13 protein-coding genes are annotated in these 14,737 nt (G+C 41.7%); 3 read left to right on the plus strand and 10 right to left on the minus strand.

Annotated elements, in window-relative coordinates; genetic code table 11:
- Nucleotides 1-47: 47 nt before the first annotated feature.
- Nucleotides 48-1,541: a YifB family Mg chelatase-like AAA ATPase gene (locus tag CCK98_RS28550; RefSeq protein ID WP_088089687.1), complete on the minus strand. Its 1,494-nt coding sequence runs from the start codon at nt 1,539-1,541 to the stop codon at nt 48-50.
- Complete coding sequence (locus tag CCK98_RS28555) at nt 1,526-2,134, minus strand: transposase (RefSeq protein WP_088089688.1); 609 nt, start codon at nt 2,132-2,134, stop codon at nt 1,526-1,528. The genes CCK98_RS28550 and CCK98_RS28555 overlap by 16 nt, the downstream gene beginning before the upstream one ends.
- Before the next feature lie 337 nt (nt 2,135-2,471).
- On the opposite strand from CCK98_RS28555, the gene CCK98_RS28560 reads away from it, so the two are divergent.
- The gene (locus CCK98_RS28560; protein ID WP_088089689.1) at nt 2,472-2,750 is read left to right on the plus strand and encodes a hypothetical protein; all 279 of its coding nucleotides are present in this window, start codon (nt 2,472-2,474) and stop codon (nt 2,748-2,750) included.
- 126 nt (nt 2,751-2,876) lie between these two features.
- Here the strand turns inward: CCK98_RS28560 and CCK98_RS28565 are convergent, their stop codons facing one another.
- Nucleotides 2,877-3,317, minus strand: a complete 441-nt coding sequence (locus tag CCK98_RS28565; protein WP_088089690.1) for a ferritin family protein — start codon at nt 3,315-3,317, stop codon at nt 2,877-2,879.
- A gap of 324 nt (nt 3,318-3,641) precedes the next feature.
- Here CCK98_RS28565 and CCK98_RS28570 point away from each other — a divergent pair, with 324 nt between their 5' ends.
- Both CCK98_RS28570 and CCK98_RS28575 read left to right on the plus strand, forming a co-directional pair.
- Entirely contained in the window at nt 3,642-4,088 is a 447-nt protein-coding gene (locus CCK98_RS28570; protein WP_088089691.1) for a DUF6376 family protein, read from the plus strand.
- Nucleotides 4,089-4,310: 222 nt separating this feature from the next.
- Nucleotides 4,311-6,371 carry a molybdopterin oxidoreductase family protein gene (locus tag CCK98_RS28575; protein WP_088089692.1) on the plus strand — a complete coding sequence of 687 codons (2,061 nt, stop codon included), beginning with the start codon at nt 4,311-4,313 and terminating at the stop codon, nt 6,369-6,371.
- 26 nt (nt 6,372-6,397) lie between these two features.
- Here CCK98_RS28575 and CCK98_RS28580 read toward each other — a convergent pair whose 3' ends face one another.
- The 7 genes from CCK98_RS28580 to CCK98_RS28610 form a co-directional block, all read right to left on the minus strand.
- Nucleotides 6,398-7,243, minus strand: coding sequence for a YitT family protein (locus CCK98_RS28580; RefSeq protein ID WP_088089693.1), 846 nt, complete (start codon nt 7,241-7,243; stop codon nt 6,398-6,400).
- Nucleotides 7,244-7,447: 204 nt separating this feature from the next.
- Nucleotides 7,448-8,419, minus strand: coding sequence for a UDP-glucose 4-epimerase GalE (gene galE, locus CCK98_RS28585; protein ID WP_088089694.1), 972 nt, complete (start codon nt 8,417-8,419; stop codon nt 7,448-7,450).
- Between the two features lie 137 nt (nt 8,420-8,556).
- A complete protein-coding gene (locus tag CCK98_RS28590) occupies nt 8,557-9,090 on the minus strand; it encodes a PepSY-associated TM helix domain-containing protein (RefSeq protein WP_088089695.1) in 534 nt (177 codons plus the stop codon).
- Nucleotides 9,091-9,177: 87 nt separating this feature from the next.
- Nucleotides 9,178-10,344, minus strand: a complete 1,167-nt coding sequence (locus CCK98_RS28595) for an ABC transporter permease (RefSeq protein WP_088089696.1) — start codon at nt 10,342-10,344, stop codon at nt 9,178-9,180.
- On the minus strand, nt 10,322-11,032 hold the full coding sequence (locus CCK98_RS28600; protein WP_088089697.1) for an ABC transporter ATP-binding protein: 711 nt from the start codon (nt 11,030-11,032) through the stop codon (nt 10,322-10,324). The genes CCK98_RS28595 and CCK98_RS28600 overlap by 23 nt, the downstream gene beginning before the upstream one ends.
- Entirely contained in the window at nt 11,032-12,012 is a 981-nt protein-coding gene (locus tag CCK98_RS28605) for an efflux RND transporter periplasmic adaptor subunit (protein WP_088089698.1), read from the minus strand. The genes CCK98_RS28600 and CCK98_RS28605 overlap by 1 nt, the downstream gene beginning before the upstream one ends.
- A 295-nt stretch (nt 12,013-12,307) precedes the next feature.
- Nucleotides 12,308-14,713 (minus strand): Ig-like domain-containing protein, encoded by a 2,406-nt coding sequence (locus tag CCK98_RS28610; protein WP_142292204.1) that lies wholly within the window; start codon nt 14,711-14,713, stop codon nt 12,308-12,310.
- Nucleotides 14,714-14,737: the final 24 nt, after the last annotated feature.

Here is a 14,737-nt window from a genome sequence, read left to right on the forward strand (position 1 = left end):
CTGACACCAACTGATGAATTCAACTGATGTCACTAACTGACCTCTGTTCACACTTCATTTAACTGAACAGCCTCCCAAATACTTTGATCTGTTATGGCAGGGCTTGATTGCAGGTCAGAGATGGTGCGGGCGATACGGATGATTTTGATTTGTGTGCGGTTGCTCCAACTCTTCTTTATAGCGAGTCGTTGCAATGTAGATTGCTGTGTGTCTGTCAATGGGCTTGCCCTTAATAGCATTTCGTAAGGGATTCTGCTATTGCAAACCTCCATTCCATAACGATCATATTGCCTGTTCCTTGCTTCCTCCACTCTCCCCCGGACAATTTTTGAGGACTCTCCTGCCGTTTCAATCGCAGCTGCATTAAAATTAATGGGTCCTAAGGAGAGATTAATATCAAACCGATCCCTGAGCGGACCTGAAAGCCTATTTTGATAGGCGAGTATCTGCTTCTTCGAACAGGTGCAATAATGTGAATTTGACCCTTCATAGCCACATGGGCATGGATTCATTGCCGCTATCAAAATAAACGACGCCGGATATGTAATGGTCGCATGGGTTCGGCTAATCATGATCAACCCATTTTCTAATGGCTGGCGCAGCATATCTAATGTTTTTTTCGAAAACTCGCCAATTTCATCGAGAAACAAAACACCATGATGTGCTAACGATATTTCGCCTGGCTTTGGGTATTGTCCGCCCCCGATTATAGAAACACCTGAAGCTGAGTGGTGCGGATTTCGATAGGGAGGCATATTGGAATGAGAAAAGGAATTTTGACTCAATTGATACAAGCTGATTACCTCAAGTAGCGACTCTTTTGTTAATGCTGGTAAAATGGACGGGAAACTTTCAGCTAACATACTTTTCCCACAACCTGGTGGTCCCGTCAGTAAGACATGGTGTTCTCCAGCCGCAGCTACCTCTAAAGCATGTTTCGCTCCTGTATGACCAATAATTTGCTGCATATCCAAAAAAACAGTGTTGGTGAACCGCTCATCATCCTGCTTTTTATTAAAAGGAGGAATCCATTGACCAGAAAGATGTCCAATCGCATCCTGTAAACTAGAAACATAGATGATTTCCAATGGCTTAAGGTCTAATACCGGCAAACCCTCATCAAAAGGCATATAAAGCTTTTGAATCCCCAGCCTCTTTGCCGCAAGTACAGCAGGCAGCATTCCTTCGACAGGCTGAATCGATCCATCCAACGATAATGATCCCAGAAAACCAGTATCCTCGGGGACGATTACCTCCAGTTCATGCAAACTTTGCAGTACAGCAATCGCCATCGGAAAATCAAACATAGAACCGTACTTTTTTTGATCCGCTGGTGATAGATTAATAATGATTTTCTGACCTGACAGGTGATAACCTAAGGTTCGAAGCGCAGCAATGATTCGCTCCTTTGATTCTTTTACAGCCGCATCTGGCAATCCAACAATTTTAAACGAATCGTTCCCTACATAAGAGCCAACCTCGACATGCACCCGGTATCCTTCCATCCCTTTTAAGCCGATACTCGTTACTTTAGCCCACATGTCTCTTCCTCCCTCTTAATCATGTGAATTTTTCCATCTTCCCAAAAGAACCTGTCGGTTGGTAATGCCTTTAAATAATTTTCATAGTGTTGTATTGGTGGGGTGGGAAAATATGAAAGTAGTGTTTTTGGGGCAATCAGAGGGATACTTTCTCCAAAGACATAGGCTCGGCAGCTGCTCCAAGGGTAATCCTCAGGTTTTGCCACCATTCCTGCTGAGTGGGGATTTAAGTGAATATATTTACTCACGTCTATCTCATATTCGGGAGAATTGAGGAGCTCGGCACCATAGCGCTTATCGAATACATGACCGGAGAAATCGTACTTTCTATTAAAATACTTTGCAAATTTGGTGTTGAGATTTTTCATGATAATACTCAAAGGGGTTTTTATCGTTTCGAGCTGTAGGTGGGTATGATTTGTCATCAAGCAGTAGGTGTGAAGGATGAATGGGTAACTTTCTCTTGTTTCTTGAACTATAGCTAGGTACTTCTCAAAATCTTCATCTTCGAAAAATAGCGAACTTTTCCTAATTCCTCTAGTGGTAACATGATACCTTGCGCCTTCAAACCAAGGTCGGACACTGCGAACCATTGCAATCACTCCTTATTTAGTAAATTGATAGAATACAGGTGGGGAATCGAGGTAGAAAATGAGGTCATCCGAAGAGAGCATTCCCCATAAAACAGGAACAGCAAATAGTAACCACTAAAACCTTTCGACACCCTCTCCAAAAATCCTGCACAATTCACCAAAATTCACCTCATTTATATAATTCTAGGTATTAATGACTGTCTATCCAAGAAGGACAAATGTCCACGATCGGTGCCTGACACCATTCTCTAAAAAGATGTATAAAAAGTCTTAGTTTGTAATATTTATTTTGTATGGATTTATAATTCTTATTTTCAATATGGGGGGATGTCTCGCGGTGAGAGTAATTCAATGGCTGGTGGGTGCATTGCTTCTTGTGTATGGGATTTACCTTATTTTTGGAGTGCAGGAGTTCTTTGGAACCTTAGCAATAATCGCTGCTTTTTTTATTTTTCCTAGTTTAGGAAATGGAAGGAAAAGTTCCTACAGCAATGATCATGTACATTATTACGAAAGTGATTCAGACAGAACTGATGACGACCGCAAATCCGACGGTGACGGGGATTCGGGTGGTGGCGGAGATTCAGGTAGAGACGGCGGCGGCGGTGGAGATTAATCCTCACAGAATGCATCATTGAAAAGACACCCTTGCCTTTGAGACAAGGGTTTCTTTTTTTGAAGGCTAAACTACTATTTGCATGGAAATAGTAATCAAATCCAACCAAAGGCATGAAGCAAGAGGTTACTTATTTTTAGTAAAATAATATAAAAACCATACGGCATGATTTTGCTCATCTGCTGCCGCTCTTCGAAATGCCTCTTTTATAGTCCGGTCCGAAGTTCCATCAGCTACTTCCATGTAAAAATCCACCGTTGTTTGCTCATCTTGTAACGCAAATTCCAATCCATTTAAATAAACCCCCGGACATTCCTCGCTGATTTTCGGTTGTAGCTTTCGGCCAGTCAGCCTTGTATAGATCTGTTCAAATTGTTGAAAATGCTTTGATTCATCTTGACGAATTTCAAGGATTCGACTTTTCTCCTTCTCATTGGATGCCAAATTTGCTAACTTTTCGTAACAATTTATGGCATTGTACTCACCATTAATTGCCTTTTCTAGTTCTTTTATCAACTTATTATTTTGTCTATATAAGGCATCGTAGTAATTTGTATATGGGTACATTGTAGAACCTCCCGATTTTTCTCATGGATATCCTACGTGCGAGAAGACGATGGGTGCATACTATCCAGTACTTCTTTTGGAAAGTAAAATGAAAATATCAGCTGTGGTGCCTGACACCGTTTAGTATGAAGCACTTTTAGAAAGAATGGTAAAAGTGCTCCCTTCATAAATAAGCGGAACTTCTAAACGAAGATCCTGCTATTTTTATTGATATTAGCTTACGAAACTGCTTATGCCTTAGAAACGAGACAAATTTTCAACCCTATTTTAATGATAGTTAAACGGTCAAAAGCTCCCTCAAAAATTTTAAACGGAGGTTCTTACATGAAAAAGAAGTTATTGGTATTATCAGCGTTTATAGCATTGCTCCTAAGCGGTTGTTCACTGCTAAATGATGCGAAAGATACGCTCACGTATGTAAATGATGCAAAGGATTACTTAGACAAGGCGACGGCATTTGCAAATGAAGCACCCTCTGTTGCTCAACTTGCCGTTGGAGATAAGCAAAGTGCAGCAGATTTCCAAAACATGCTCCAAGATATGAAACAAGAAATAAATGCATTCAATAAACTTCAAGCCCCAAACGTAGCTGTTGATTTACACCAGCAAATTGTCGACCAAAACAACAAACTTGCAGCCGGAATTGACGTGTATCTAAAACATATGAAGAATGGCTTACTCGATCCTTCTGTCCTTGAAAATACAGAATTATTTCAAAGCGTACAAGATATAACCAATATCCTTAATCAAATCAAAGAGCTTGGGCAATAATAAATTGTCCTCTCGGGTTCTCGTATATCCAAAAAGGCGGTCACATAGAACTTCTACGTGACCGTCTTTTTATATCCATTTATTCAAAATCGATACATTGTTTATAAGACTTGATTACCTATAAAAATAGCTCGCCAGATGTGTTCATAACAAAGAATTTGATGTTATGATAGTACCAATCTTAGAAATTCAAGTTAAGAACGAAAGGAGATTGACTAAGCTATGGCTTCTTTTATGGATGAACGAGCTGGTGTTTTTCATGCGGTTTGTTCGCTGGATTGCCCGGATCAGTGCGGATTACTTTTACATAAGGAAGACGGGAAGATTATCAAAGTGGAAGGCGATCCCGAGCACCCGGTCACCAAAGGTCATATCTGTAACAAAGTTCGGAATATGACGGAACGGATTTATGATGAAAACCGCCTAAAATTCCCGTTGAAACGCATAGGCGCGAAAGGCGAGGGTAAATTTGAACAAATCAGCTGGGAGGAAGCCATCCAGACGATTACTTCCAGTTGGAAAGAGTTGATCGAATCCGATGGACCGGAAAGCATTCTTCCTTACAGCTTTTATGGAAACATGGGCAGGCTTAGTGCCGAGGGAATGGACCGCCGATTCTTCCATCGCCTCGGTGCATCGCGGTTAGATCAAACCATCTGTTCGGCTGCTGGTTCGGTAGGCTATAAATATACGATGGGCGGCAGTATCGGCATCGACCCAGAGGATACGATCCATTCCAAACTATTCCTTTTTTGGGGTATTAATGCAGCGAGCACTAACATGCATCAAGTCGCGTTAGCTCAAAAAGCCCGCAAACAAAATGGCGCCAAAATCATCGTTATCGATGTTCACAAAAATCAAACTGGTAGATTAGCAGATTGGTTTATTCCGATATTGCCTGGAACCGACAGTGCTCTCGCTTTAGGGATGATGCACATCTTATTTGCTGAAAACCTGGTCAGCCAAGACTTTTTACAAAAATATACCGTTGGATACGAAGAACTGCGCGAACATGTCGACCAGTACGACCCGATCACGGTTTCTACTATCACGGGTGTACCAGTAGAAGATATTTATAAGCTTGCACGGATATATGGCGAAACGTCACCATCCTTTATTCGTATCGGCAATGGACCACAGCATCACGACAATGGCGGGATGTTCGTCCGGACGGTCGCATGCCTTCCTGCCCTCACTGGACAGTGGCTTGTCAAAGGCGGCGGCGCGATCAAAGGAAATTCAGCCTATCTTGCTCCGAATACGGCTCACTTGCAACGACCGGATTTATTAAAAAATAAACATACCCGCGTGATTAACATGAACTTACTCGGTGAGGCATTACTTTCACTAGACCCTTCTGTGAAATCACTTTATGTGTACGGTTCGAATCCTGCCGTGGTCGCACCTGAGTCTACTAAAGTCCGAAATGGGTTAGCGCGGGATGACTTATTTACCGTGGTCCATGATTTATTTTTAACAGAGACAGCCAAATACGCGGATATCGTTTTACCAGCGACATCCTCCTTTGAAAACAAGGACATCTACACATCGTATTGGCATCATTACATTCAACTGCAGCAGCCCGTTATTGCACCATTCGCTGAGTCAAAATCCAATGTCGATGTGTTCAGGCTACTCGCAAAGGAAATGGGCTTTGATGAACCGCTTTTCCAAGAGACAGAGGCAGAAATGATTTCCCAGGCCCTTGATAATCCGCGCAATCCTTATTTGGAAGGAATTAGTTACGAAGCTTTAGTTGAGCAGCAATTCATGAAAGCGAAGGTGAAAGCAATTTTTCCTGGGAACCTGCCAACCCCTAGTGGAAAAATTGAATTATTTTCACAGAAGATGCAAGAGGATGGCTATCCCCCATTGCCAACTTACGTACCATTAGTAAACGACGGGGATCATCCGTATCAGTTTGTTCCTGGCCCGAATCATAATTTCTTAAACTCTACCTTTTCCAACAATCCAAAGCACATCAACTTGGAAAAAGAACCAAAGGTGTATATGAATCATAAGGATGCTTTCACGGCGGGGATTGTAGATGGAGATACGGTCCGTGTCTGGAACGATCGAGGAGAATGCCAGCTAAAAGCGGCTGTCGGAGATCATGTTCTTCCTAGAGTAGTCGTTACACAAGGGCTGTGGGCAGATTCAGCTGACTCAACAAACCAAACAGCAACAAAACAGTTAGTAAACTCCCTCACCCCGGACCGAATCGCCGATATGGGCGGCGGTGCCACCTTCTTTTCCGGACGGGTAAGTGTGGAAAAAATATAAATAGTGCCTGACACCCACAATGGGTGTCAGGCACTCGTCTTACTAGCCTTATAGCCATGCCCGATCATCTCATGGACATTATGGACGGTGACATAGGCGTTTTCATCTACTTCCTTAATAATATTTTTCAGTTGGACGATTTCCTGCTTATTGATGACGATATAAAGGACTTCTCTGTTCTGACCCGTGTAACCGCCTCGTCCGTCAAGAACTGTTAATCCACGCGACATCCGACTGGTGATATTGGCCAAAACCTGTTCAGGAGAATTGGAAATAATCATCACTGCTACCTTTTCATCGAGTCCTTCGACAATGAAATCGATCGCCTTCGCTCCGATGAACACAATCAACAGCGTATACATCGCTTTTTCCAAACCAATGATGAAAATCGAACCAACCACTACTAAAATATCAATAATTAGCATGCCTTTCCCAATGCTCCAACCTAGCAATTGGTTCGCCAATCTCGCTAATATTGTGGATCCTCCCGAGGTCCCTCCCGTCCGGAAAATCAATCCCAACCCAGCTCCGACAAGCAAACCAGCAAAGATTGAGGCTAAAAACGTATCCTCAGTTAATTGATGTCCAATATCCTCGGTTAAAAATAAACATAGCGAGCACGCTGCAATCGAAATCAGCGTATAGACAAACGTTCTTTTTTCAAAAAATTTATAACCGACCACGAGCAACACTGCATTCAATACAAAATTTACGACACCTGGCGACCAATCAAATAAGTAATGAGCAATAATCGTAATCCCTAGAATTCCGCCCTCTGATAGATGATTCGGGATCGTAAAATAATTGACACCTACCGCAAAAATAAGTGATCCTAGCAAAATATATGTAATATCCTTCAACGTTTTCTTCATAAAAAAGAACCCCTTAACGAAATTTATATCCTTATCTTAACCTAGTAAATAATAACCATCAAACTACAAATTAGGCCAAAAATCAAGATAAAAAAATACTTCAAGAACATTAAATTCTCACTTCATTTAATCTATAACAACTGCCGCTCCGCCAGGAACTAAAATAAAAAAAGCCCTGCCTACTTATGTAGACAGAGCTGCCAATTAATATGTTTGTTTCTGATGCCAATTCCACGCATCTGCAATAATTTGTTCCAGATTCCGTTCAGCCTTCCAGCCTAGTTCGCTAAGAATTTTTTGAGAGGAAGCGACAAGCATAGCAGGATCTCCGGCACGGCGGTCAGCCATTTCTACGTTTGCCTCCACACCGGTAACTTTTTCACATGTTTCAATGACTTCCTTAACAGAGTAGCCAAGACCGTTGCCAAGATTATAAACCTCAGCCGATTTCTTCCCTGTTAATAACGCCTCAAGTGCGAGGATATGGGCACTGGCTAAATCAGTCACGTGGATATAATCGCGAATACAAGTACCATCAGCTGTATCATAATCGGATCCGAAGACAGATACTTTTTCCCGCTGGCCTAACAGTTGTTGAAGGACAATCGGAATTAAATGTGTTTCTGGGTCATGACTCTCGCCAATTACTGCTGATTCGTGGGCTCCTGCTGCATTAAAGTAACGTAAGACCACATAGTTCAATCCATAGGATTTTGAGAAATCAGATAGGATTTGTTCGATCATCAGTTTGGAATGTCCATACGGATTAATCGGTCTGGTTGGAGTTGTTTCATCAATCAACTCCACATCAGGAATTCCATAGGTAGCTGCAGTGGAAGAGAAAATAAAGTTTTTTACGTTGTTTTTCATCATCACTTTTAACAAGGTAAGTGTGGACGCCACGTTATTCTGATAATATTTCAAAGGATCCACAACAGACTCCCCTACCAAACTAAAGGCAGCAAAGTGCATAACCGCCTTGATGGGATAACTTTTGAAGATCATTTGTAAATCTTCTTCATTGCCAAGATCACCTTCGACAAAAACGGCCCGGCTATCAACTGCTGCGCGGTGACCAGTCGATAAGTTATCGAGAACGAGAACCTCTTCTTTTTCTACTAATTCCTTTACAAGATGGCTACCAATGTAACCTGCTCCGCCAACGACGAGAATCATATTCATTTCCCCTTAGCTAGAATTTCAATTACCTTTTTTATTATAGCATTTTGACGAAAAAACGTATATTTTGCGTTAAAGTAGAAAAGTGTCAGGCACCATGTGAATTTTTCACATGGTGCCTGACACCCTGACTGTTAAGCTACTTGGCCATCGTTTTTACGACTTTTTCTCTTTCTATCGGCTTTGAGGACTTTTAAGGATAGGTAAATGCCTGAACCGGTTAGGAAGATCATCGCTAGTGCAACTAGGTCGACCAGCCATTTCACATTAGTCGTGCCGATTTTCCCTTCATGAAGACCTCTAATGATACTTGTGATCGAACTCGCTCCGCCTTCTCCCCCAGGGCCGCCAGCGCCCATGCGTCCAGGGAATTGACCAGTTGCGTTTGTTCCTGTTTGTCCTTGAGTTTGGCCGTTTGTCTGAGTTTGATTGCTAGCAGGATTCTGCGATTGAGTTTGCCCAGTTGTTTGGCTTGAGTTTGTGGTTGCACCTTGTGGGCCTACACCTTGATTAAATTGACCCGGCTGGAAATTGCCTCGATTTCCTTCCATTTGTGTCTGACCGATTAACCACGGCTCGTTCATTAACAAACCCGTAATTGACTCGATTAGGATAAAGATAGAACAAATTAAACCAATCCATAAATGGGCTTTTCTCGTATTTTTCATATAAATTCTCCTCATTTTGTTATATTTTTATAGATACTCTCTTGTAAATTGCCGCTTTGACCTACTAATTTTTTAATAAAATCAAGTTTATTGGTAGCGAAGTGCTTGGATCGGATTCAGTTTGGATGCCTTGTTGGCAGGGAATACGCCGAAGACGACCCCGACCACAAGCGAGAATAGGAACGATGATAGAATCACGGTTGGGGAGTAAGCGATGCTTAAACTCATCAGTGATGAGACAACCTTTCCTAATCCTAATCCGAATAAAATTCCAATCAATCCACCCATTGAGCTTAAGACGACCGCCTCAATTAAGAATTGCAGGAGCACATCACGTCTTTTCGCGCCAATCGCTTTTCTGATTCCAATTTCCTTCGTCCGTTCTGACACGGACACAAGCATAATATTCATGATGCCGATCCCGCCGACAAGCAAGGATATACTTGCAATTCCTCCAAGCATCATCGTCATTGTGTCGGATACTGAACTCATCGTGTCCATCACATCCTGCTGATTCGTTACGCCATAATAGTCACTTTTGCCGGGATACATACTGGCCAGTGACAATTTAACCTCATTCATGACGAAATCCATTTGATCTTCGCTTTTGCCTTGCAAATAAACGGTGCTTATTGTCGTACTGCCAACTAAACGCTGACCCGTGCTTAATGGGACGATGACCACATTATCCCCGCTCTGCCCGAGTGAACTCCCTTTCGAAGCTAATACCCCGACAACTTTAAACGAGGTGCCTGACACCTGGATATATTGGCCAATTGGATTCTCTGTGCCAAAAAATGTCGCAGCGGTATCTGAGCCAAGAACAACAATCTTTTGGCGGTATTCTACGTCCAGATCGGTAATAAAGCGACCTTGACTAACCTTCGCATCACGTACCGTTGAATAAGCGGCGTTTGTTCCTGTTAAGGTAATCTGTGAGGAGGTCCGCTCCTTCTTCACATAAACACGCCCCGAAACAACCGGTGCAACAGCTTTGACTCCATCAATATCACTTAACTCATTAATTTTATCCTCGGTTAATTCAATGTCCGTACTATAGGTATTAACGGTCAAAAGGTTCGTTCCCAATTGATTGATTTGACTTGTGACGTTTTTCGCTGACCCTTGCGCAATCGACACCAGCACAATGACAGACGAGACCCCAATAATGATGCCGAGCATCGTCAAGACAGCCCGGAGTTTATTGCTTCGAATACTCCGAAGGGCCATCTTAATAGATTGCATGATTCCCAAGTAGTACACCCCCATTCTCAAAGAGCTGGCCATCATGAATACTAACCATTCTTCTTGCTTGTTTCGCTATCTCTAGATCATGAGTGATTAAAATAATCGTATGTCCTAATTCATTCAATTCCTTCATTAAAAAGAGAATCTCCTTGCTCGTTTTACTATCCAGTGCTCCTGTTGGTTCATCGGCGAGGAGAATCGCCGGCTGCCCAACAAGCGCTCTCGCAATCGCAACCCTTTGCTGCTGACCCCCGGAAAGTTGGGTCGGAAGATGTCCGGCACGATCCTTCAAGCCCACCTTATCCAATCCGTCTAAAGCGCGCTCGCGCCTTTCACGCGTTGGCACACCGGCATATAACAATGGCAATTCTACATTTTCGAGTGCTGTGAGCTTATTTAATAAGTTAAAGTTTTGAAAAATAAACCCAATCTTACCATTACGGATGGTCGCCAAGCTGTTATCGTCCATTTTTCCAATATCTTTGCCATCTAGGTGATAGGTACCCTTATTGGGTCGGTCAAGGCAGCCGAGCATATTCATTAATGTCGATTTTCCCGATCCCGATGGGCCAATAATCGCTAGAAACTCGCCCTTTTGAATTTCTAGTGAAACATCATTGAGAGCATAGACGGTTTCACCGCCAAGTTTATAGGACTTCATCATATTTTTTATCTCAATAATTGGGGTACTCATTAATTGCCACCCTTTCCACTCGTGCTAGTTTGTCCCTGTCCACCACCACTTGGAGGCATTCCACCGCCAGTCATTGCTCCCATTCCGCCCATGCCGCCTTGCATCCTGCCGCTTTGATTGTTAGAAGAACTACTAGTTGCAAGCGCAGGTAATTGAATCGTTTCGCCTGCCGTTACCCCCTCTGTAAGTTCTACATAATCATCAGTCGAAATGCCCGTTTTCACGGTCTTTTGCTGGCTAGTACTGCTTGCAGAACTAGCATCGGTAGAAGTGGAAGTCACAACAACATACTTCTCATTATTGCTTGTATACACCCCATCCACTGGAACGTAAAGAGCATTTTCCTTACTTTCGGTGAGGATACTTGCTTCTGTACTCATCCCAACCTTTAAGTTTTTAGGTTGATCGATATGAATGGTGACATCAAAAGTGGATGTTCCGTTTGCAGAGGTTCCTTCAGCTGCAATATCCGTTACCTTTCCTGTAAAAGTGGTGTCAGGATAGGCACTCACAGTTATACTAACGGTTTGTTTCTTTTTAATCTTAGTAATGTCTAGTTCATCCACCTGAACCACTGTTTGTAAATCCTCGTAATCAGTAAGATGAGCGATAACCTGTCCATTTGTAACCCGTTCTCCATCAGTAACGGAGACGATTGTAATCTTACCATCTGCTGGGGCCGTAATCGGGTCACTATCATCTGTGAAGGTAATCAACTCATCTCCCTCACTTACGGTATCCCCTGCAGAAACTAACACTTCATCAATTTCATCATTATCGACCGTCGATTTAATGTCTTCACTAGTCACTGGTGCAACGGTGCCAGATCCACTAATCTTCACTTCGAGTTTGCCTTGTTGAACAACGGCGGTTCGAGTTTGAGCCGTTGTCTCCGTGCTGACTGTTTTCGATTTATAGTATTGAAACCCAACAAAGCCAATCATCAAAACACTTACGAGAATCCAAATCAACTTTTTCATTCCTATATACTCCTTTTGCTCCCTGCTGCATTACCCCTCCGACACCAGGGAAGTTTTTATTTGATGAGCCTATTATCTTGTCGGTTCCTTAACTTATCCTTAAGAAAAAAATGAAGGGTGTCAGGCACCATGTGAAAATTTCACATGGTGCCTGACACCCAGCTTAGAGATGAACAATATTTAAAAATTAAAAAAGCCTTAATTCCTTGTACATAACGGAATTAAGGCTTTTTCATGTTGATTATTCTTAGGCCAATCTAGATAAGGTAACAAGTGTTTGTTTGAGTAATTGTTCCTAATTTACTTTAATGGAGACAGAATTGCTTTTATTACCAGCCTTATCTTTAGAAAAAATTGTCAAGGTAGTACGTTTTTTCTGAGCTTTAATTTTGACTTTGTAATTTCCCTTTGCATCTACAACTGCGTTGCTTACATATGTTTTTCCATTATAAACATAGACAATTGAGCCAATTTCAGCTTTTCCTGTAATAATAGTAGTCTTAGAGGTTACTTTATTTACTGAAGGTTTAGCAGGGGCTGTCTTATCAACAACTTTAACACTCTTTGCAGTGCTTACATTCCCGGCTTCATCCGTCACAGTAACCTTTATTTCTGTTGCCGCATGTTGCTTAGCAATTACAAATTTATAATTGCTATTTTTATCAACAGTGGAACTCTTTTGATATTTTCCATTTACATAAAGCTTAGCCGTTGCATTCGCTTCTGCTTTCCCAGTTACAGATGTTGATTGATCCGTTACTTGGTTAATTGTTGGAGCCGCGGGAGCTGTGAAATCCGGCATATTCGTAAATGACGGAAGACCAGAGATATAACCAACACCGCCTGTTTTATCAATACCAATTTCTGTTTCCATTGCTTTCTTTAAATCTTCTTTATTAACGGCAGTAATAGCTTTAGCATCTAATTCATCTCCAGGATGTTGGAAATTACTCATAATATAAGAGAAACCATTCCGATCATCCGCTGCGAACAATCCAGTGGATTCCGCTCCTGCTGGGTTCGATAAAATACGTGTTAACTCTTTCGTATCGACATTATAAGCCCATACATAGTTATTCGTATGCTTACTGCTATCTTCACCAATAAATAAGGTTTTCATTTCTTCAGAGTAGCTTAAATTATCAGGACTTGCTACTTTATCTACATTCGCTGTATTACCGAAAGCATCAGCCGTTGCAAGGTCTTCACCTGCAAGTAAACCTGACATCGTTGTAGCTACATATTTACTAAGAATGCCGCGGCCGCTGTTATCTTTTTGACCGCTCATTAAATCTAATTGATATGTTGCACCGGACTTAATTTTAGGTAATTGAATATCATCAACTGGATCTTTTCCTGTGCTGTCTTTTTCCATGCTGCCGCTTTGGTCGGAAATAGCGATATACACCTTGTTATCTTTGGCGTTATAAGTGACACCTTCCATTTTGTTGAATTCAGTAGTGGCACCAAGGTACGCTGCATAGCGGCGTGATTCAAGAAATGCTGCCGCTTTTTCCATACCAGGCTTAAGTTTTACATATTCTGTTTGGCCATAGGAATATTGTTTAATCGCTTTAAAACCTGGTTGAGCAGTATCAGACGTTTCAAAAATGTCACTGAATTTAATATCGTTGTCAATGATCGATTGAATTTCCTTATCATTGGCATGTCCTAGCTTAACCCATTCTAAATTTCCTGAACCGCCATTTTCAGTCCCAGTTTGGACGAATTTAGCCGCGTATAATGTACCAGCTGATAAATCTTTCGCTTTATCGGCTACATACATGAACATACCGGTATTTCCGCCGTCATCACCAAAGTAGGCTGTACGGTTGTCAGGCATCATCTTCATTAATTCATGTGAGAAACGACCGATACTGTAATGTTTCTCAACTTTTACTTTACCGTTTTTCTTTACTTGGATTTCTGGAACGTAACCATAGAAATATGGATTTGCTTTTAATTTATCCCCGAAATAAAGCTGTGAAAAGCTTTCAACGGAAGTTCTTGCCGATGACTTCACGTCAAATTCGTACTTGCGTGCGTCTGGCTCATACTCTTCGGATCCTAAATGTGTATTCCATGGTGAAAGCGATCCATTACAAGGAATCCAAAGTCCGTTAACCTCTGAAAAATCAATTTTCTTGACCTCTTTAGCTTTCAATTCACCAGTCTTCTTATTTTGGTCTAAAGTGGTTAAGGACATGGAAGCCGGAACAATTCCATAGGCTGAATTACCAGCCGCATCTAATGTCTGATATTCATAATGTGTAACCATGTAGAGATTACCGTTAATCGGATTTAGTAAACTGTTGGAGTCAGGTGCATCCGACACGAATGGTTGTGGTGATCCAGGAACACTAGTGTCCATGATTGGATCCCCATAATAATCAATCGGTGTACCTGCAGGAATTAATTCACCGTTATTGATAGCGATCCTATCTTCTGATTTAAAAAGTCTTTTATATGATAGAGGGAACGTTTTTACTTTTCCATTGCTGTATTTTACATCAACCGTCGCAGTTGAATACGTTTTTACCATTTGCTCTATAGTTGTAGGTGTTGGCATGCCGTTAAATTTTACGGAATCAATTTTTACCTGACTATTTGTTGCGGCTGCTGCAGGTGTTAGAGCAGGAATGGTTAAAGCAAGTGTTAGAGCGAAAGCAGTACCTCTTTTACCTAATCTCCTCTTATTCATTAATATCCTCCTAGATAAAGGTTA

Origin of the sequence: Bacillus sp. OV166 (genome assembly GCF_900177675.1) — a bacterium.
Lineage (GTDB): Bacteria > Bacillota > Bacilli > Bacillales > Cytobacillaceae > Neobacillus.